The sequence below is a fragment of the Allobrachymonas chironomi DSM 19884 genome (assembly GCF_000374625.1).
In the GTDB taxonomy this organism is placed as follows: Bacteria; Pseudomonadota; Gammaproteobacteria; order Burkholderiales; family Burkholderiaceae_C; genus Brachymonas; species Brachymonas chironomi.
Map to the genome: position 1 here is coordinate 1 of NZ_KB894774.1, position 19807 is coordinate 19807.

At 61.9% G+C, this 19807-nt stretch carries 20 protein-coding genes; 6 read left to right on the top strand and 14 right to left on the bottom strand.

Annotated features, from left to right (window positions below; all coding sequences use genetic code 11):
• The 9 genes from C513_RS13215 to C513_RS0109995 all read right to left on the bottom strand — a co-directional run.
• Window positions 1-437: terminase large subunit domain-containing protein (locus tag C513_RS13215; RefSeq protein ID WP_033395031.1), on the bottom strand; the 437-nt coding region annotated here is incomplete at its 3' end.
• Entirely contained in the window at window positions 434-841 is a 408-nt protein-coding gene (locus tag C513_RS0109965; protein ID WP_026320739.1) for a hypothetical protein, read from the bottom strand. The genes C513_RS13215 and C513_RS0109965, both read right to left, overlap by 4 nt.
• Before the next feature lie 32 nt (window positions 842-873).
• Entirely contained in the window at window positions 874-1239 is a 366-nt protein-coding gene (locus C513_RS0109970) for an HNH endonuclease (RefSeq protein ID WP_018715868.1), read from the bottom strand.
• Complete coding sequence (locus C513_RS0109975; protein WP_018715869.1) at window positions 1236-2393, bottom strand: phage portal protein; 1158 nt, start codon at window positions 2391-2393, stop codon at window positions 1236-1238. Before C513_RS0109975 ends, C513_RS0109970 begins: the two co-directional genes overlap by 4 nt.
• The gene (locus C513_RS0109980; protein WP_018715870.1) at window positions 2390-2905 is read right to left on the bottom strand and encodes an HK97 family phage prohead protease; all 516 of its coding nucleotides are present in this window, start codon (window positions 2903-2905) and stop codon (window positions 2390-2392) included. The genes C513_RS0109975 and C513_RS0109980 overlap by 4 nt, the downstream gene beginning before the upstream one ends.
• Before the next feature lie 3 nt (window positions 2906-2908).
• Window positions 2909-4105, bottom strand: a complete 1197-nt coding sequence (locus C513_RS0109985) for a phage major capsid protein (protein WP_018715871.1) — start codon at window positions 4103-4105, stop codon at window positions 2909-2911.
• Window positions 4106-4375: 270 nt separating this feature from the next.
• Window positions 4376-6487 carry an AAA family ATPase gene (locus C513_RS0109990; RefSeq protein WP_018715872.1) on the bottom strand — a complete coding sequence of 704 codons (2112 nt, stop codon included), beginning with the start codon at window positions 6485-6487 and terminating at the stop codon, window positions 4376-4378.
• Between the two features lie 2 nt (window positions 6488-6489).
• Window positions 6490-6954 (bottom strand): helix-turn-helix transcriptional regulator, encoded by a 465-nt coding sequence (locus tag C513_RS14160; protein ID WP_083927392.1) that lies wholly within the window; start codon window positions 6952-6954, stop codon window positions 6490-6492.
• Window positions 6955-7047: 93 nt separating this feature from the next.
• A complete protein-coding gene (locus tag C513_RS0109995) occupies window positions 7048-8220 on the bottom strand; it encodes a tyrosine-type recombinase/integrase (protein ID WP_033395032.1) in 1173 nt (390 codons plus the stop codon).
• Between the two features lie 250 nt (window positions 8221-8470).
• On the opposite strand from C513_RS0109995, the gene C513_RS0110000 reads away from it, so the two are divergent.
• The 3 genes from C513_RS0110000 to C513_RS0110010 all read left to right on the top strand — a co-directional run bounded on the left by C513_RS0110000 (window position 8471) and on the right by C513_RS0110010 (window position 9438).
• Complete coding sequence (locus tag C513_RS0110000) at window positions 8471-8743, top strand: hypothetical protein (protein ID WP_033395033.1); 273 nt, start codon at window positions 8471-8473, stop codon at window positions 8741-8743.
• 102 nt (window positions 8744-8845) lie between these two features.
• Window positions 8846-9097, top strand: coding sequence for a hypothetical protein (locus tag C513_RS0110005; protein ID WP_026320742.1), 252 nt, complete (start codon window positions 8846-8848; stop codon window positions 9095-9097).
• Window positions 9098-9111: 14 nt separating this feature from the next.
• A complete protein-coding gene (locus tag C513_RS0110010; RefSeq protein ID WP_018715876.1) occupies window positions 9112-9438 on the top strand; it encodes an NGK_0946 family protein in 327 nt (108 codons plus the stop codon).
• A 9-nt stretch (window positions 9439-9447) separates the two neighbouring features.
• On the opposite strand, the gene C513_RS0110015 is transcribed toward C513_RS0110010, so the two are convergent.
• Genes C513_RS0110015 through cadR form a run of 3 tightly spaced genes read right to left on the bottom strand, consistent with a single transcriptional unit; the run spans window position 9448 to window position 11324 of the window.
• Window positions 9448-9939: a flavodoxin family protein gene (locus C513_RS0110015; protein WP_018715877.1), complete on the bottom strand. Its 492-nt coding sequence runs from the start codon at window positions 9937-9939 to the stop codon at window positions 9448-9450.
• 11 nt (window positions 9940-9950) lie between these two features.
• Complete coding sequence (locus C513_RS0110020; RefSeq protein WP_018715878.1) at window positions 9951-10832, bottom strand: pirin family protein; 882 nt, start codon at window positions 10830-10832, stop codon at window positions 9951-9953.
• 18 nt (window positions 10833-10850) lie between these two features.
• Entirely contained in the window at window positions 10851-11324 is a 474-nt protein-coding gene (gene cadR, locus C513_RS0110025) for a Cd(II)/Pb(II)-responsive transcriptional regulator (RefSeq protein ID WP_018715879.1), read from the bottom strand.
• A 166-nt stretch (window positions 11325-11490) separates the two neighbouring features.
• Between cadR and C513_RS0110030 the strand changes: the two genes are divergently transcribed.
• Window positions 11491-13929 carry a heavy metal translocating P-type ATPase gene (locus C513_RS0110030; protein WP_018715880.1) on the top strand — a complete coding sequence of 813 codons (2439 nt, stop codon included), beginning with the start codon at window positions 11491-11493 and terminating at the stop codon, window positions 13927-13929.
• Here C513_RS0110030 and C513_RS0110035 read toward each other — a convergent pair whose 3' ends face one another.
• Window positions 13930-14727: a 4-hydroxy-tetrahydrodipicolinate reductase gene (locus tag C513_RS0110035; RefSeq protein ID WP_211215738.1), complete on the bottom strand. Its 798-nt coding sequence runs from the start codon at window positions 14725-14727 to the stop codon at window positions 13930-13932. It abuts the gene before it with no gap.
• A gap of 426 nt (window positions 14728-15153) precedes the next feature.
• Complete coding sequence (locus tag C513_RS13220) at window positions 15154-15918, bottom strand: DUF364 domain-containing protein (protein ID WP_245552824.1); 765 nt, start codon at window positions 15916-15918, stop codon at window positions 15154-15156.
• Between the two features lie 185 nt (window positions 15919-16103).
• On the opposite strand from C513_RS13220, the gene C513_RS14430 reads away from it, so the two are divergent.
• Window positions 16104-19112: a hypothetical protein gene (locus C513_RS14430; RefSeq protein WP_169335122.1), complete on the top strand. Its 3009-nt coding sequence runs from the start codon at window positions 16104-16106 to the stop codon at window positions 19110-19112.
• Window positions 19113-19416: 304 nt separating this feature from the next.
• Window positions 19417-19683, top strand: coding sequence for a hypothetical protein (locus C513_RS0110050; RefSeq protein WP_018715884.1), 267 nt, complete (start codon window positions 19417-19419; stop codon window positions 19681-19683).
• Window positions 19684-19807 lie beyond the last annotated feature (124 nt).

The following is a 19807-nucleotide window of genomic DNA, read 5'->3' on the forward strand; positions in this document are numbered from 1 at the left end:
GACAGTCCATGCGCCGTCTTGCCATCAGCAGCAAGCGCACGGAATTCCACGTTCAGCGGCAGACCGATCAGGCGTTTTCCACTCGGGATGATCTTCACCAGCTTGGACAGCTTCGGTGACTGCATCACCATCTTGCTTGCCAGGCTGAACACCAGGGCGGCTTGATCGCGTGACATGGCTCCACTGACGATCTGGCTGTTTTGCTTCGCCTCCGGCCCAATCAGATGGGCCAGCAGCAGACCAGCAATAAGGCCACTCTTGCCGTTTTTGCGGGCAATCGATAGATAAGCCCGGCGAGTACCTTGCTCGTTGTCATAGACAGCACGGATAAACCCCTTCTGAAAATCGGCCAGCAGCAGCGGCTTGCCCACATGCGCACCCTCCGGGGTCACACAATGGCGCTCGATGAAGGCAATCACACGCTCAGCGCGGGTCATTGCAAACCCATCGGGATCAGATCATCATCCTGCTCGGCACGCGCTTCACGCTCGGCAGTGGCAGCGTTCACCATGTCGGCAGCACGTCCTACTGTTGCCGTCGGATGCACGGCCACCGAACGGGCCAGCGCCATCGCCAGACGCGTCAGCTTCGCGTGCTCATCAGAACCGACCTCCATCCCTTGAATGGCAAAATTGACACGCGCCAGATTCGCGGCCAGCACCAGGTCAGAATCTGTCCAGGTATCACGCGGGCGGCTCGTCACAACGGCCTTCCAGAACGGTTTGCAGGCTTCGGGCAGGGCTACATACTCGGGCGGCTCGATAGGAGCACTGGCAGCATTCTGGTGCGCTTGCAGGGCTATTTCGCAGGTCGAACTGGTACGCTTAGGTGTTAACTTCATGATTGCCTATTTTTTAAGCAGATTCCATTGATTCAAGGGGTACCGTGCGGTTCGTGCGCCTCGGTTGCTGGCGATTTCTTGAGAATCGCTATCATCTGCACCCATGGGCCACCCAGCGGAATACCACTTTCATCGTATCCAGTCGGCAGCTTGCCGGTCGCAGTCTTGATGCTGTGACACTCGTGCGCAAGGCCCATCAGGTTGTCCATGCTGTTGTTGGTCGGATCACCGTCCACATGGTCAACGTCCGTGCTCGGAGCACCACAGCCACAGCAGCACAGCGGATCACGCGCCAGGACAGCTTCGCGCAAATGCCTCCACGCCTTGCCGTTCAGCGCCAGCGTGCGGCCTGTCTCCAGTTGGCGCGCCTTCAGCGTCTTGGGTGCAAACAGCCTCATTTCGGCGGCTCCATCGGCTTGAACAGGTCGGACTTGATCGCGGGCAGGTTCTCCAGCTTGCGAACCTCGGCAATCGTCATCCATCCGGAATTGATGGCCTTCTCATAGAAGTTGGCACGGTTGGCGGCATCACCGCGCAACAAGCCTTCTGCACCGAATTCCGCGAAATAGATGCGCCGGCCTGCACTGCTCAACAGTTGGCGGCTGATAGCCCCCTCCCATGCGCTCATGTGGCGTTGCAAGCTGTGCACGACAAACCAGCGGTTCATCTCCACGCTGTTGCTGAAGTTCGCATGGCTCAAATCACCGATCAGGACGGGCGGCACCTTGAACACGCGGGCCACCTCCTGCACGCTGAATTGACGCGCTGCAATCCACTCGGCATCTTCCAGCGTCATGCACATGTGCCGGAAATCCGTACCGGCCTCCAGAACAGGAACACGGCCAGCATTCGCTGCACCGGCATATTGCGCCTGCCAGGATGCTTTCAGTGCTTCGCGCTGCTCGGGCTTCAGGACACCGGGGACATTCAGCGTACCGGACAAGCGGGTACCGTTGTCGAAACTGGATTGACCGTGCTCCTGTTCGGACAGCGCCAGCGCGAACACGCCACGCGCTGCGGCAATCGGGGACAAGCCCACCAGCGGGTCACCGCCAGCACGATGGCGCAGATGAAACACCTCATCAGGCAATAGCTTCTCGCTTCTGCCGTCAAGATTGATGTACTCGTACCCGGCAATCACATCACCATGGCGCTTGATGTTCACGCGATCCGGGGCCAGCGGGAACAGACTTCTGACCTGACCGTCATGCCCTCGGGTGATGCGTGCATAGCCGTTGCCGTGCAGCAGCATGGATGCCGTCAGCCACTCGACGAATTCCTGCGCACTCTGGTACTCATTCGGCGCGTGATGCAGCACCGCGTACAAGGGATGCGAGTCGGCACGCTCGCGCTCGTCACCGTCGCGCTTGTACAGATGCAGCGGCAGGGAACCCACCGCCTCCGAGATCACGGACACAGCCGCATAGCACGCGGCAAGGGACTGCGCAGCATCTACTGTCACGGTACCTGTTCGCTTGGCAAGGAAGTCAGACCAGTACGGGTCAAAGTTCCGTTGCTCGATGCCCAGCAGGGACTTGATGCGGTTCATCATTTACACGTCTCCAGCCACATGCGGGCAGGTGTACGGGCCTGCTTCATGCGCAGGGCCACCGATGTTTGCGGATAGGCGGGCCAGGACTGCACCACGCACACTTCGTGCAATTCCACCTCGCGCAGCTCGCGGGTGTCGCCTGTCCATACCTCATCTGCCGGAACGAAACCGAAGGACATGCCACCCAGATCGCCACGCGCTGCCAGGGCAGCAAGATCACGTCCGGCAGTCGTGTCCGGCAGCGTCAGCGTGAAGGCCAGACCGTGAGAATCCTCCGACAGCGCCAGCGTGCCGGACGATGTGCGACCCAGCACGGTCTTTGGATCATGGTCAGCCAGCGCCAGAACATCGCGGCCACTCTCCAGCGAACGGATGAAGGCACCGGGTGCAATGCGCTCGATGAAGTCACCCACACGGGTATCAGCGTTGAACACGGCGGCATAGCCGGTCAACGTGCGGCCACTGGCTTGCAGGCCAGTCGCCATTCGGTGTTCGATGTTCGGCGCGGCCATGGCTTACACCACCAGGTCAGAAGCCAGCACGAAGGCTTCAGGGCGGCGCACCACCGCATCAGCCGTCATCAGGGCGCGAACCTGCACAGCACCACGGCTGTACGGGCCTTCTGCATACGGGTTCGCCAGAATCTGCACGCAGTCCCACACGCCAATCAGCAGTTGGCGGAAGTCACCCAGCAGGACTTGCCCGGTCGCACCGCTCAGCTTCATCTGGTTCGTGATCGCCACCGGCAGGTCAGCCATGCGGCCACCCTCCATCAGGTAGCTGGAACCGGCAGAAGCCGCTTTCAGCGTCGTGCGCAGCTTCGTGGCGCTCTGCGGCTCGGTAATCCAGGCATTCGGCGTGATGTTCTTCAGCCCCAGCCCGGCCAGCATCCCTTGCACAGCAGACCAGGACAGGGTCGCCAGCGTGCCGGTCTGGATGCCGGTCGTCTCCAGGATGCCCAGCGGCTCCTTGAGGCCGCCACCCGCCAGCAGTGACAGGTCAAACGAACAGGCCATGACTTCGCCCAGGTCGTTGCGCACCAGGACTTCGATACTCGGGCTTGACTGTTGCAGCAGTTGGCGGCTCAGCTCGGTGAGCGCACCGATGTGGCGCGGCTTCAGACCGATGGTGTCGAACGTCATGCCGGTATCGCTCAGGGCATCACCTTCAGCGATCCAAGCGGCAGACATGCCAGTCTTGTGGCGCGGGATCACCACATCACCGCGCAAGCCGGTCAGCACCGTGGCACCAAGACCCTGCACCAGACGGCTGTTGCGCAGCGGCCCCACAAACAAATCCTGTCGGAAGTCCTCGGGCACGATGCCTTCAGCGGTCGTAGTGGTCTGCGCGGCGCGGCTCTCGAATGCGGACAGCGGCAGGTGAACACCACGTTTGCCTGTGCGGCGCTCGACCTCTGCCGAATACTCAGCCGTGGCACCAGTCAGGGCACGGGATTCCACTTGGGCACGGATCGCCTCGAGGATGGACACGCCACCGGCCAGCTTCTGTTCGTGCTTGTCAGCACCCAGGGCGCGGCGCTCGGCATCTTGCAGATACAGGGCGCGTTCCTCTTGAGCCTCCAGCTTCTGCACTCCGCCCTTCAGGGCGTCAAAACGGGCAGTATCGTCACCGGTCATCTCGGCCTTGTCGGCCAGGGTACGCATTTCTGCCACCAGGGCAGCGCGGCTTTCGCGCAAATCGTTCAGTTTCATGGTTTTCTTTGCAAAGAAGTTGAAGGTGCTTAAATTTTAATCAATCTCTACCATAAACGCAACTCAGTTGCAATAGTGCGTCAGACGTGAAAAAGCCCACCAAGTGGGCAGGTGGGGGCATCCGTTCCATCCGTTCCCAATCGTTCCCGTCGGTTCCCACTGGCTTGGGAATGGAAGGATAGGAATGGGGGAAATTAATCCCCATTCCATCCGTTCCCTCCGTTCCTTACTATAGGGGAACGGATGAAATGGGAACGGATGAAACCGGCATCAGCAAGCGCCTTCGGAAACCCCCATTTCGACGGCATCACCGGCATCCCCGGGAACGGATGAAACCGACTTTTTCCAAGTCACAGGGATCACCATCTTGGCATCTGGCAAAACCCCTGCACTAGTGAACAGGTCGTGTTCCTCGGCAGTCAGGCAGATCAGATACGAATCGCGCCGGGGGTGCTGCTGCTGACCTCTTGGCACCTGAACTTGATGCAACCAGCCATCGGCTATAAGCGCTTGGATGGTGTCGGATACTGTTTGCGCTTTGCCAGACACCTTGCCGCGCAGGCCGCTGATGTTCAGCGGGTTGCCGATGTTCCAGGCGGTAGCCACTGCATCCATGATGGATTGCCGCATGTTGGCCACTGCGGCTTTTGCTGCGGCGTCCTTGGCCTTCTCGGCAGCGGCAGCACGATCACCGTTGGTTACTGGCTCCGGCCAGCCCCACCGCATATATACCCGTTCAGGGTCACCAAACACGTCCCGGCTCTCAACTTCAGCAGTTCCAGAGTCGAATTGCAATTCATTCCAGCGGGCTTCAAAACGGGTCTTGCCTCGCACCAGATACCGGGTGCCTTCATCCTCCACCATAAACAGGCTCTGGTTTGCATCTGCTGCAAATGCGCCAGCACCGCGCACGGAAAGCCCTTTCACATTGGTACGTGTCAGTTCGGTTTTGGCCAGATGTCCGATCAGCCACACCGGCAGGCCGTCGAACCCTTGTTTCAATACCGACATGGCACCGCTGGCCTCGGCGTTGTCATTCTCGCTCTCTAGCTCCAGCGTTGCCGCCATCGTATCGATCACCACCAGCGGCAGTACCATCACGCCCCCCACCTCGCGGGTAAACCTTGCGCGGTACACCACGCCGGCAGCGGCCACCATGGCGGGCGGCAAGCGCTTGGCATCCACTACGTGCAGACGCTCCTTGACTGCCTCCACCGTGATGCCCTTGCCGCCATACCGAACCACGCCAGCAATGATTCGCTCTAGCTGATTGGTGTCCTCGGTGATATACACCACATGCCGCCATTGTTTTGGAGCCAGCGGGTTGCCAGCTTCGTGCAGGCCAGCGGCGATCATCGCCAGCGGGGCAAGCCCGGTTGTTTTGCCCACGCCAGGCGCACCGGCAATGACGGCCACGCCAGCGGCGACAAAACCAGGGATCACCCACACAGGCGGCTTCGGCTCAAGATCAAAGTCCAGAAATTTGGCAAGCGGATGATGCTCGGGACTGTAGGCAAGTGCATCCTTCGCGCCGTTGCTCGTTTCTGCGGCACTTCTGGCAATGGATGCGACTTCAGTAGCGGGCAGTGGGGGTTGGCATTTTTCCGAGTTGTGCACCTGCAATGCGGCCTCGATGGCGGCAGCACTTATGCCGGCGCGGGCCAGGTCGCCACCTTTGCGGTACAGCGCATCATTGCGGCCACCCTCGGCAATGGTGTAAGTGTTTGCTGTCTGCTTGCTCTCCACCTTCGGCGCATTCGTGAGCATCTCGCGCCATACCGTCAGAAGCCCATCGGGCAGGGTCGGCAAGTTGTTGAAGTCACCATTGCCACCCCATTGATACGGTTTGCCGGTGTCCGGGTGAATGGTCGGCGGCAGCACGTCTTGGACAGCATCTGACCCCCCCTTGCCGGGCGCGCAGCGGAATTCCAGCATCATGGAACCATCAGGGCACTGCACCTTTTTTGTGGGTAGCGGTTGGCATCCATCGGGCAGCTTGTACAGCAGCTTGCCGCGGTTCGGGCGGCCAGAAACAATCTGCACGCCATCATCTGCATTCAGAAGCGCACTCAGGTCGATGCCCTTGATCTGGAGCCATTCAGCAGCTTGATGCAAGTCGTCCAGATCGATGGCACACGTCCGGGATGCCGTGTGTATCAGGCCCAGGCCATGTGCTTGTTTCGCGTCCTCCAGTCGGGCGGGCGTACCCCATTCCTTGTAAGTCGGGAACTTCCTGCCAGCGGAAATCAGGCACAAGCCAAAACCGGCGCAATCGTATTGCTCGGCGTAGTCGGCCACGGTTGCAGTGGTAGAATCGGCGTTGGAACTTTCTTTGACCGCCTCGGTGTCACAACCCAGGCGGTTTTCTTTTGGTTGGATCATGGTCAGCCCTCCAATTGCGCGGCGGCTTCGGCGTTGATCCAATTGTCAACATCTGACTTGCGCCAGCGTGACGTTTTTCCAAATTTCAGGGGGCGGGGGAATCTGCCTTGTCGGATAAGGCTATAGACGCGCGTACGGTTCAGCTCGGTGTACGCGGAAAGGGAATCAAAAGAAAGAAGTGCAGGGGGGTAGAAGTGAGATTGTCGCCGGTCTGACTCTCCATCATCTTCGCCGTCATCGTCGTCGTCGGACGCGCTCGGAGCATCATTGCCAGTGGTCTGGCTCTCTCCGGTTTCCTCGGCGCAGGGCGCGGCCTCGGACGGAAACCCGTTGGAAATTGCCAGATTGGGTTGATCACGAAAGACGGAACGGCCGAAACGGCGGTATACAGAATCCGCAACCTGCGGAAGTATTGACTCAAAAGATGGATCATTCAAAACGCGTTCAAGATGTTCAAGATGGGTCATTTTTCAATCTTTGCGTGTGCGGTTTCAATATCCGTTGCGTCTGCACACGGTAAAACACAACGGGATTAAATATACCTTGTTTTCTCGCTGGCGTCAGCCCGTCAACATCGCCAGCGCATTGGCAGCGTGATCGGCACGAAGATGCCCATAATGCTTTTCGATCATCGCCACGGAAGTGCCGGCCAGCTTCGCCACCGTCAGCAAGTCCAGGCCACCCACCACCAAATCAGTGATGACGCTGTGACGCAATGTATAGGCGGATGTGCCGGCGGGCATACCGGCCTTCTCGGCAGCTTCGCGGATCGGGCTGTACCAGCTATCTTTGTTCCATGCCACGCCATCGGCGCGGGTGAACAGCGGCACGGATGCCAGCTTGTTGGTGCTGGCAGCGTCGAATATGGCGGCGGTAGTTCCAGGCAGCTTGATATTGCGGTCTGCTCCGGACTTGTCGTGTCCGATGGTCAGCACCCTTAACGCCTTGTTGTAGTGCTTCACCGTGAGTTGCGCCAGCGCACCAGGGCGCAGGGGCAGGGCAGACATGCCGCGCAGGAACAGGGCAATGTCAGGGGCGGCAGCGGCAATCATGGCTTCACGCTGTGCCCGGTCAAGATAGATGTCCCGGCGCGTACCTGCCCCCTTGACCGGCACCAGCTTGGAGCGCCACGCAAAATCGCTTGTCACCCAGGCGTCAGCGTAAGCCAGATTGAGCGTCGCGCGGAAAACCGTCATGTCCCGGTTTAGCGTAGCCGCCGAACGTGGCTGACCTTTGCGGGGGCTATATCCCGTGATCGGGGTTTTTGCAACCTTCTTGCGCCAATCTTCGATGATGGCCGGCGTCAGCTTGGACAGTTCCAGGTCGGCAAGCTTCTTGTGGCGCAACACCAGATTCGCCAAACGGTTCTTGGCATCCTTCGCGGGCTTTTCGCCTTTCGTGCTCTCCAGGTGCTCAACATAGTGTTCACAGGCATCACGAACGGTCTTGGCAGCGACTATGCCGCCCTTGTCGGCGTGTTGCTGGCGCTCCATCGCCATCTTCATGGCCTCGTCAAACCGCTGATGATCCGGATACTCGTCCAGCGGCCCCAAACCTTGCTTGCTGTACTTGCCGGTTTCCCTGTCCGTCATGCGTACCCACCATGTCCCGGCGGTCTGTAGGGACATTTTGCGGAAGCCAATGTATAGTCCGGTGCTGGCGCGTTGCCAGTATGGTTCACGCTGCGGCTTGAGTTTGTTCCGTGCCGTGACTGTGCTGATGATCGTAGCCATGTGGGTAAAAAGTGGGTAAAACAATACCGCACAATCTACCACATGGCGGAACAGGTAAGCACCTAAGTTGTTGATTTTATTGTGCCGTTGTGTTTCACATTGTGCACAGACTAGCCTTCACACGGCAGGGGTCAGTGGTTCGAACCCACTATCACCCACCAAAAACAAAAACAATAACAAAAACAGGCGCTTACTGGAAACGGTAAGCGCCATTTTTGTTTTGCATGTGCGCTTTTCGGAGACACCCGACATGGATCAGAAGCAGATCGAACCACCCGAATCCGGTAATCAGACTCCAGACAGGAAAAGTCCCTGGAACTGGATTCTCCCCGCCATCGGCATCATCCTGGCGATCCAGATCCTCGGCCCGGTGGCCGGCCTGGCCGCGATCGTGGTGTATGTGGTGGTGTCGAAGTCCAAATTGGGCCGTTTCTGGGCCGCGGTGCTGGCTATCGTGACCGGGGTGGTGGTGCTGGCGGGGCTGATGCAGTTTCTGGGCATGGGGCCAGGCATGACTGGTTGAGCGCTGTACTTGGTAAAAATAATACTATAAGGTTCATTATTGTTCTAGGAATACCGATTGTGCTCTACAATAGATGTTATCTAAAGTTCTAGAGATAACAGCATGAAGCACGCACTTTCCATTATTCTTTTGTCCAGCGCCAGCCTGAGCGCTTGTACCGCCGTCACTACCGGCTATCGCCAGATCGACGCCAGTGTCAGTGCCGATATGGCACGTGAATCGGTTCGAATCCGGGAAGCCGAGCGCCAGGAGCGTGCCGAATTCCGTCAGGAAGATCGCGAATCCCTGATGGACCAGGCTGATGCCATCCAGCGGGCCACGGGCGGTAACGCTGCCGCCTATCTGGTGTATTGAGCGGGAGCAAGAACATGAGCTACCGTCTGATCACCACGGCACTGCTGGCCAGCCTGTTGGCGGCCTGCGCCACGGAAAATACCGCCAGCCATTACGCCACCGGTGATGATGCCGCCGTTGTCAAGCAGGGGCGCAATCGCAGTGTGGCGCAATTGTCCGAAAGCGAATTGCGCCAGCACCGCCGCCAGCGTGTCGATGCTGCCGAGGAAATGGCACTCGATGTCGTCAAGCGGCGCGCGCAGAACGAACAGCTGCAGGACGGACTGAGTACGGCCAACCGTGCGCTGGAAACCGTCAATGGTGTGATCGGCACCATCCGCAATCTGCGCTGGGGATTCTGAAAAATCCTTTCAGAACACACCCATGACCAGCCCGGCTGCCATGGCCTCTCCCAGTTCGTGGCAGCGTTCCAGCTCTTCCGGCGGAATCTGCTTGGGCGCCAGAATCGCTTCCGGCTCCTGCACATGGGTACACACAATGATCGGCTCGGCCACCGGCTTGAGCCTCCAGCCGGTGGCAATGCGGGCGATCTGCCGCGCCGCATTGCTGCCGTCACTGCCGGCGCAGATCAGCGTGGCATAGGGGCGGCCCTGGATCCGGTCCAGCGCCGGGTAGTAGCAGCGGTCAAAAAAGTCCTTCAGCATGCCGCTGATGCTGGCCAGGTTTTCCGGCGTGGCAAACACCAGGCCGTCGGCCTGCAGCACCTCATCGGACTGGGTGGCGCTGGCGTGCTGCAGTCGCACTTCCACCTCGCCAGCTGCCGCAGCGCCGGCCTGGAACGCCTGCGCCATCTGCAGCGTGCCGCCAGTCAGGCTGTGGTAGACGATCAGCAGGATCGGCATATGCGGCTGCGTCAACGTGTGGCCCAGGGCACGCGCGGGGCGATCAGGGGCGGGCCGTCAAAGCCATCGACCTGGCCAAAGCGGCCGTTGCCACTTTCCCAGTCCTGTTGTGCCTGGGCAATCGCTTCGCGGCTGTAGCCGACAAAGTTCCACCAGATGGTGGGGGTGGATGGCGGGGGTTCGCCGCCAATCAGCAGGGCGCGCGTGCCGGCAGGCAGTTGCAGCTGCAGGCTGTCATGGCCGGGTGGCAGGTAGAGCAGTTCATCGGCTGCCAGGGCCTCGCCGTTGACGTTGGCCGGCCCGGTCAGCGGCATCAGCCCGTATTCGAAATCGCGCTGCAGTGGCAGGCGCAGCGCCACGTCCTGTTGCGCCAGCAGGTCCACCCCCAGCAGCGGTGAGTGCACTTCCACTGGCGAACTGTAGCCCAGCCAGTCGCCTACCAGCAGGGTCTGTTCCAGTCCCGCCTGACACCAGTGCGGCAGCTCCGGGTAATGCTGGAAATCGGCCGGCATGTGCGCCAGCTCCTCGGGCAGTGCGATCCACAGCTGTGCCGTGTGCAGGTGCGTCTCGCCCGACGCCGATTCCTCGGTATGGCTGATGCCGTGGCCGGCGGTCATCAGGTTGACCTGGCCAGGACGGATCAGCTGCACATGGCCCAGGCTGTCGCGGTGCAGTACCTGGCCTTTCAGCATCCAGGTAAAAGTCTGCAGGCCGATATGCGGATGCGGGCCGACGCGCAGACCCTGTCCGGGGGCAAACGTAGTCGGACCGGCATGGTCCAGAAAGCACCAGGCGCCAATCGTGCGCTGCAGGCGCGAGGGCAGGGTGCGCGCCACGGTCAGGCCGTCGCCGAGCTCGGCCTTGCGTGGAGGAATGCGTTGCGGGGTCTGCATGGGGGGTGTTCTCCTGGGTCAGTGTCCGCCAAGGCCGTGTGTGCCGTGCACATGGCTTGCGCTGGACGTGGGGGTGACGGTGTCGGCATCCTGCCGGGCGGCGTGCTGCTGCAGCGTGCGCAAAATGCCGCATTCGCATACCTGGCGTGCCTCGCGGCAGGTTTCACGCAGGGCATGCAGCTGAATTTCCAGCGCCTGCAGCTCGCGGATGCGTGCCGCCACATGCGCGATATGCTCGTCGAGCAGATCGTTGATCTGGGCGCAGTTCTGCAGCGGCTCCTGCTGGAAGCGCAGCAGCGCCCGGATTTCGTCCAGCGTCATGTCGAGATTGCGGCAATGGCGTATGAAGGACAGCCGTTCCACATGCGCCGGCGTGTAGATGCGGTAATTACCTTCGCTGCGCGGTGGCGCATCCAGCAGGCCGCTGCGCTCGTAGTAGCGGATGGTTTCGGCCGTGGTGCGCGTGGCACGGGCCAATTCACCGATTTTCATGGCTCTCCTTGTGGCAGGCTGGCTGGTCTTGCATGTCCAGTGTCCGGCTTCCGCGATGACATGATCCCGGACGAGGTTTTTCTGTCTGGCTTGACCTTGACATGATGGCAAGGCTTACCCTAGACAGCAGTTTCCGACAAACACCACCATACAACAGGAAAGCCCGATGCCAGCCGAAAAAATCAGCCTGCCCGTGGAGGGCATGACCTGCGCCTCCTGCGTGGGACGGGTTGAGCGTGCCCTGAAAAAACTCCCCGGTGTCACCGATGCGGCCGTGAACCTGGCGACCGAGCGCGCCGATGTCACGGTCGACGGTGCGGACCGCGCCAGCCTGATTGCCGCGATCGAGAAAGCCGGTTACCAGGTGCCGCAGCAGACGCTGGAGCTGTCGGTGGCGGAGATGACATGTGCTTCCTGCGTGGCACGCGTCGAACGCGCGCTGAAAAAAGTGCCTGGCGTCAGCAGTGCCAGCGTCAACCTGGCGACCGAACGCGCCACCGTACAGGGCAGTGCCGATGCCCGGGCCCTGATCGATGCCATCACGCGCGCTGGTTACCCGGCCCGGCTGGCCAGCTCTTCGGCTGCCATGCAGCAGGAGCTGGAGCAGCGCAAGCAGGCCGAACAGGCGGCGCTGAAACGCGATCTGCTTCTGGCTGCCATGCTGACGCTGCCGGTTTTCATTCTCGAAATGGGATCGCACATGATTCCGGCGATGCACCACTGGGTGCAAGACACCATCGGCCTGCAGAACAGCTGGTATCTGCAGTTCGTGCTGACCACGCTGGTGCTGATCGGGCCCGGACGGCGCTTTTTCACCCTGGGTTTCCCGGCCCTGCTGCGCGGTGCGCCAGACATGAACAGTCTGGTCGCGGTCGGGGCCTCCGCCGCCTATGCGTTTTCCATCGTGGCGACTTTTTTCCCGCGCCTGCTGCCGGCCGGCACGGTCAACGTCTATTTCGAGGCGGCAGCGGTCATCGTCACGCTGATCCTGCTGGGCCGTTATCTGGAAGCGCGCGCCAAGGGCCGCACGTCCGAGGCGATCCAGCGTCTGGTCGGCATGCAGGCGAGGACGGCGCGGGTGCGTCGCGATGGCCGTGTGCAGGAGGTGCCGATTGCCGAGGTGCGTCCCGGCGATATCGTTGAAGTGCGTCCCGGCGAACGTGTGCCGGTGGATGGCGAGCTTGCCGAGGGGGAAAGCTGGATCGATGAAAGCATGATTTCCGGTGAACCCTTGCCGGTGCAGAAGCGCCTGGGTGCCAGCGTCACGGGCGGCACTGTCAACCAGACTGGCGCCTTTGCCTTCCGCGCCACGGCGGTCGGCGAGGCCACCATGCTGGCGCAAATCATTCGCATGGTGGAGCAGGCTCAGGGCGGCAAGCTGCCGATCCAGGGTCTGGTGGATCGCATCACCATGTGGTTTGTGCCGGCAGTGATGACGCTGGCCGTGCTGACCTTTCTGGTCTGGCTGATCTGGGGGCCGGAGCCGGCGCTCACCTTTGGCCTGGTCAATGGCGTGGCCGTGCTCATCATTGCCTGTCCCTGCGCCATGGGTCTGGCGACTCCCACATCCATCATGGTGGGCACCGGCCGGGGGGCCGAACTCGGCGTGCTGTTCCGCAAGGGCGAGGCGCTGCAGGCCTTGCAGGAAGTGCGGGTGGTGGCTTTTGACAAGACCGGCACGCTGACCGAAGGCCGTCCGGAGCTGACCGATCTGGTACTGGCCAGCGGTTTTCGTCGTGAAGCGGTATTGCCGCTGCTGGCCGCCGCCGAAGCCAGATCCGAACATCCGATTGCGCGCGCCATCGTGGCTGCCGCTGACGGCATGGATCTGCCCGAGGTCAGCCGATTCGATTCCGTCACTGGCTTCGGTATCGCGGCCGAGGCGGGCGGTCAGCGCGTGGAGATCGGAGCGGATCGCTACATGCAGCAGCTCGGCCTGCAGGTGGATGTCTTTGCCGACGAAGCCCGGCGCATGGGGGACGAAGGCAAGTCGCCGATGTACGCGGCGATCGATGGCCGCCTGGCCGCCGTCCTGGCCGTGGCCGACCCGATCAAGCCGAGCACGCCAGCCGCGATCCAGGCGATGCACGCCATGGGCCTGCGCGTGGCCATGGTGACCGGTGACAACCGCCGCACCGCCGATGCCATCGCGCGCCAGCTCGGCATTGACGAGGTGGTGGCCGAGGTGCTGCCGGAAGGCAAGGTGGCCGCCATTCAGCAGCTGCGCCAGCACGGCAAGCTCGCCTTTGTGGGCGATGGCATCAATGACGCGCCAGCACTGGCCGAAGCCGATGTCGGCCTGGCAGTAGGTACCGGCACCGATATCGCCATCGAAGCGGCCGATGTGGTGCTGATGACTGGTCGCCTGACGGCAGTGTCCGATGCGATTGCATTGTCCCGTGCCACCATGCGCAATATCCGCCAGAACCTGTTCTGGGCCTTTGCCTACAACACGGCACTGATTCCGGTGGCAGCCGGGGTGTTGTACCCGGCTTTCGGCATCCTGCTGTCGCCGGTATTTGCCGCCGGGGCCATGGCGCTCAGCTCGGTGTTCGTGCTGGGCAATGCGCTGCGCCTGCGGCGCTTCCGGCCGGCAGCCGCCTGATCAGAGGGATGCCGGGGCGATGCCCTGGTGCCCTTCCATGGGCAGATCCAGCATCAGTGCCCTGGCCTTGTGGATCAGCAGGTCATCGAAGGAGTAAAACCCCTTGTCGCAGCTGGCCAGCTCTTCCAGTGCAAAGGCGGCACCGGTACCGAAAGCCTCGCGGCGGATGGAGTCGTGGATCAGACGCACGGTCTGGTGCGGGAAGCCGAAAATCACCTCGTGATGGCCCACGATGCCGCCCACGCGCAGCGAGGTCACATTGCTTTCCTCGATGTTCAGGCTCTGGGCAATCTTGCGTGCCGTGCCCGAGACTTCCGGCTTGTCACGGAAATGCTGCTCCACGATTTCGACATCGGCAAATGGTGCAATGGAGCGCAGCATCTTGGCCGCCAGCAGCAGGATGTTGATGCCCAGCGTGATATTGGGCGAGCTCATCACGCGCGTATCTTCGCCCAGGCCGCGCAAATACGCCAGTTGTTCCGGGCTGTAGGCCGAGATGGCCGTGACCAGTAGAATCTCGCGCTGGCGCACCTTTTCGGCATAGCGTTCCAGCGTAGAGGCATCCGAAAAATCGACGATGGCATCGACCGGATGCGTATCCAGCCACTGGTCCAGATCCAGTTCGTCCAGACCCATGACCGGAATGGCCGGCTGGCCTTCCATGTGGCCGCCAGACGGCGCCGAGCGGCGCATGATCCACTGCAGCGCATAACGCGGGTCTTCGGCCAGTACGCGGGCAACGGCCTGTCCGGCCTTGCCATAGCCCATCAGGCCGACTTTCATTTTTGCTTTGGGCATCGTGTGTTTCTCCTTTGCGTGACCGGGACTGCAACTCCGGTCTGAATGGGGGCATCACGGTGGGCGGGAACGTCCCTGGGGGTAGGGATCGGTTGGCATGCGAACCTTGCTGACACAGCACCGGCATGATTTGGCATCCCGCAATCGGGCGTTACCCTGTGGCTAGGATAAACGCCGGAAGCGCATTATGTGCGATAAGGCCGCTGCCTGACAGGTAGCCGGCGTCAGCCGCCAAGTAGGGCATAGATGTCGGAATTGGCCCAACAGATCATGCATATGGCAGAGCTTTCAGTCTGCTGCTGGTTCGCAATGTATATCTTTTTTCTAGGTGAAATTCCTCGGAAATTTTTTTGTAGATTGCAGAAAATTGCCTGCAATTGCCGCACGATGAGGGCCAGTTGACGTCAAATGCTGTTGGCAGGCGGTTCAGGTAGCGGTTCCCAGCCGCAGCGTCACACGGTCCACGGACTTGCCAAAAAAGTGCAGCCCCGAACCGCCTTCGGCCAGCAGATCCAGCAGGGCGTCCGGATCCCGTACCCGGGTGCCACCCAGCACCGTGACGCCGCGCCGCGCATAGGGCTGCGCCAGCAGGGTGGCCGTGGGGCCCACCACGGCCGCTTCGGCTCCGGGCTTCAGGCCTTGCAGCAGGGCATCCAGCGAGTCGTTGACCAGGGTGGTGCCGGTGGTGATGAACACATCGGCATGGGGCACCAGCTCGCCAGCCCGGTGGGCCGGCACGTAGTAGGGCATCTCCTCCGGTTGCAAGGTAGCCGGGTCCAGCTCCAGCACCTTGAAGTCCTGCCCCCGTTGCCGTAACTGCCGCAGATAGGGCGGAAAGGCGCCGACCAGCACCACCTTGTGCCAGGGTTGCAGTTGCAGCGCATCAAAGGCATCGCCCACGCCGGCGCTGACCCCTGCCGGCAGTCCTTCTTTCTGCCACAGGGTTTCGGCCAGGGCGTTGAGCGTGGCAATCGCCAGGGCGCGGCGCAGATCCTGGGGCCGATGCAGATCGCGCAGCAGGTCGCGGGCCAGCTGGCCGCGGCCATGGCGGGTCCGAGCGACGCCGCCACTACTGCCGTGCAAGAGGCGGCGCAGACCCCAGCACCCATCGCCGCAGAGGATGTCCAGGGCAAGGCCAACGAGACTGCCGAGGCCGTGGCGCAGGGCGAGGCCCAGCAAGCCGTTGGGCACAGCGCCCAGGCACCTGCCGAGCCTGCAGCGCCGGTCGAGCGGAAGACGCTCACTATTCGGAAAAATGCGCAGGGCGAACAGCCTGCATCTGTCGAGCCTACTGTAGAGCAAACCGCCGAAGCGCTGGTTGCACAAGCCCCCGTGGCGACCGAAACGCCCGCAGCCCCTGCGGCTGCCCAGGCCCCGTGGCGACCGAAGCCCCAGCAGCCCCTGCGCCTGCCCAAACACCTGCAGCGGTCGAAGCCCCAGCAGCCCCTGCCCCTGCCCAAAAACCTGCGGTTGCCCAGGCTCCTGCAGCGGTCGAAGTCCCTGCGCCTGCCCAGGCCCCTGCGACCCCCAAGTCACCCAACGCAGCCAAGCTGAAGACGCGTCTGGCGGCGGAAGATGTATGGCCAGCGGCGGACAAGGACCACGCCACGCAGGAGGAGCGATCCCTGGACGTGGTGAACGCCAGGTACGGCAACTCCCCAGCCATCGACAAGGTGCGTGCCATGGTGGCTGTAGTGCGCGGGCGCACGGCGACTACCGGCATCGGCAAGCGCACGGTCAACAAGTACCAGGACCACGAAGGCAACGACATCGCCATGACGGCTATTGCCGCCAAGATCAACGAGCGCCTGAAGGTGGCAGAAGGCTCGCCCGGTGCGGTGACCGCTTCCTTGGTAAAGGCCAACCTGCCCCAGGTGATGTCCGACATCGAGCACTACGCCACCATCAACGTGTTCGAGCCGGGAACCCGCAGCGCCCCCGTGCAGGAGACTACCGTGGGCGAAGATGGCATGCCCACCTTCGTCGGCGACTACATGCGCTCCGAGGGAATCCCCGCCAACCAGGTAGCCTCTACCTGGGCCAACGTGCAACGTGCCGGCAAGGCTGAAGGGCTAGTCCAGGAGGCGGAGCAGTGGCGGCGAAGCCGAGGGTACGAGGTTGACGCTGCGGACTCCCATGTCGCAGATGGTGGCGCAACGGTGGCCGCAGAGTTCGAGGCGCTTGCGCAAGGACAGGAGCAAGGGCGTCCTGACAGCGACGGCGCAGTCTCCGACACGGACACGGACCCCAACGTCAACATCTCCAGCCACGGGCGCGGGGAAGGTGCCATCGGGGTGGACAGCGCCGAATACGCGCAGATGCAGCGCCAGCTCGGCACGCCTGCCGAGCAGAAAGCCCTACAGGCCAAATGGGACACGGCCTCTACCATGCACGCCCCGATTCACGAGCGCACCGGCTGGTCCGAGCGTGGGCCGAACAACGCGTCTGCGCTGAATATCGAAGGCCGGCTGGCGTTCAAGGGGGCCACTGACAAGGGCATGGACCTGGGCAAGGCGTACAAGCTGGCGCTTGCCGTGTCCGAGGCGACCGCATCCGAGCAGCACAACCGAGGCAACCTCGGACTTGGCGAGGCCAGCGGCGAGGCGAGTGCCCGCACGCTAGAGGCCCACACGCCCGAGGAAGCCACGGCCATGCTCAACCAGCAGCTGCCTGCTACTGGGGTGACGCCTGCGCAGCTGGACACGCTGCGGGGCCACTACGGCCTGCCCACGACGGGACAGGCCACCATCGAGCCGGAGCTGGGGGCCAAACTCCAGCCGGACATCGTGCGCCTGGGCCTTGAGGGCAAGACGGCTTTCAAGAACACCGCGCCCGAGGTCAAGACGCCGCTGTTCAGCCTGGGCGCAGGCCGCGACGGCGCTGGCAGCCGCGTGGGGGTGTTGTCTTCCGGGGTGGAAGGCGAGTTCTCCGGCCAGTGGGGTCAGCAGCCGCTGGTCAGCGCCGAGGACATGCCCAAGGCTGAGCGCCTGGCCGCCAGGGCCTTCGTGCCCAGCGCCAACACCGTGCGCAACAGTGCCAGGGAGAAGATCAAGACCGCCAGTGAGGCTGGTGATTACGAGGCCGTTGCGCAAGCGCAGGCTACCCTGGACGCCACGCCGAACCTGTCCGGCGAGGAGAACTCCCGTGCCAAGGCGGCTATCGCCAACGCGCTGAACTCGCCGTCTGCCAACATCGTGCGCTGGGGCCGGGACAACGTCACTGACGTGATCTTCGATGACCTGGGCAAAGGCAACGAGGGTCTGTACTCCCCGACAGAAGGCAAGGTATACGTCACGCGTGACGCTCTGGCTGACGACTCGCCGGAGAACAAGGCGCACGCCACGGCCACTACCATCCACGAGTTCAGCCACGCCTTCGACTATGGTGCGGGTGATGGCGATTACGCCAGCTCGCTGCCGACCAGCCCGTTCAACGTGCGCGTTGGCGCTGACGGCGGGTTCGAGTTTGGCGCTGCGGCGCAAGAGCTGTACGATGCTTCCCAGGGCATTGACCTGGACTTGGTGAAAGCACTGGATCAGGCGTTTGGCGCTGTTAGCTCGCACCTAGCGGGTGAGCGGGTGGTGGGTGAGGACAAGAACCCTGTGGTTGCTGCCGGACGGTCTGCCCGAGAGGCTTTTGCCCGCGCCGTGGAACTCTACAACCGCGACCCGGCTCTGTTGAAGACGGACGCTCCCATAACCCACGGTATTATCGAAAGCATCAACCGCGCCGAGAGCAAGGAACAGGCGCAGAACATTCTGAGAGGCGACAATGGAAAACAACAAGGTTCAACCGCTGCCCGTGGAGGAGGTGGAAAAGATGCCTCCAGCCGCACGGTTGCGGGCGATCAGAGCGGTGTTCAAGGTGGAAGTGGATACGTGGTCCAGCACGCACAACAACCCGGAGCTGCAGCTGATGTGGAAGCACATGATGGAAGCGCTGTTCAACAGCCTGACAACGGGCAAGCTGGACCCGCGCCTGATAGTCAAGCCGCTGGGGTGGGCAGCGAAGCAGCAGGACGATCTGGAAGCCAGGGGGCTGATCCGGTAACAACCGCCGTAGCCCGCGACCTGGGCTTCGACTCGGTGGATGAGATGCCGCCCGTCACCCGCGTCGAGGGGATGAAAGGGTGGATCAATTCTGTCATGCAGCACAAGTGGCGCACCAAGCCTGGCGTGCTGGGCATGGTCACGCCTGAGCAGCTGGGCAAGGTGTTCAAGCACGCCCAGGTCAAGCGCTTCACGGATACCAACAACCGCATGGCATCCCGCCTGCATGAAATCCAGCAGGCTGCCGGCAGGATCATCAAGCATTGGGATGGGTTGGCGCGGCGTCATGGCAAGGTCAGTTTTCCAGCCGGTTTTAAAACGGGGTTCCAGTTGTGAGCCAAACCTTAGCAGAGGGGGTGGGGGTAGGGGCGTTGGTCCCACCCCCCGGTGGGCAGGGGGGTCTGAAAAATTCACCCGGCCAGCAGGCCCAGCCCCGGCAGCAAGCGCATTCTGCAGCGCAGCAGGTGTTAGTTACTCCACCCAGTGCCAGTAAAGCGCCAGCCTAACGGCGTTAGTAATAGCACTAACTTATTAATAGACGTGGGGTTATAGCGGTTTGATATAAGAAAATAGTAGTTGGAGCCCGTTGCGCTGGGTGGCACACTGCCTGCAGTAACAACCAACGAACGAGAGGAACCCCATGCATCAGGATCAAGCCGCAATCGTCACGCACCTGTCACGCACCCAGCTGGTGCATCGTCTAGTGGAGTGGCAGTTATTTTTCCTGACTGGTGAGGAATCCACAGGCCGCCTGTCCCCCTGCGATGACGGTCTGCCCTTTGACCTGCTGGCCGATGCGGCACACGGCACGGATGACCCCATGCTGCAGGAGCTGGCCGATATGGTGGACGGTCTGGCAGCGTTGCACTGTGCCGCACTGGATGCCATAGAAGCCGCGCAGGCGTGACGTTCTGAACCCTGAAGGGGTAGCCCCAGCCCCTGCACCTAACGGCCCCTGTGGCCGTTTTTTCGTTGGTGGCACCGTGCCGCACCAGAAGCTGGCGAACGTTGCAGTAACGAGACAAACGAAA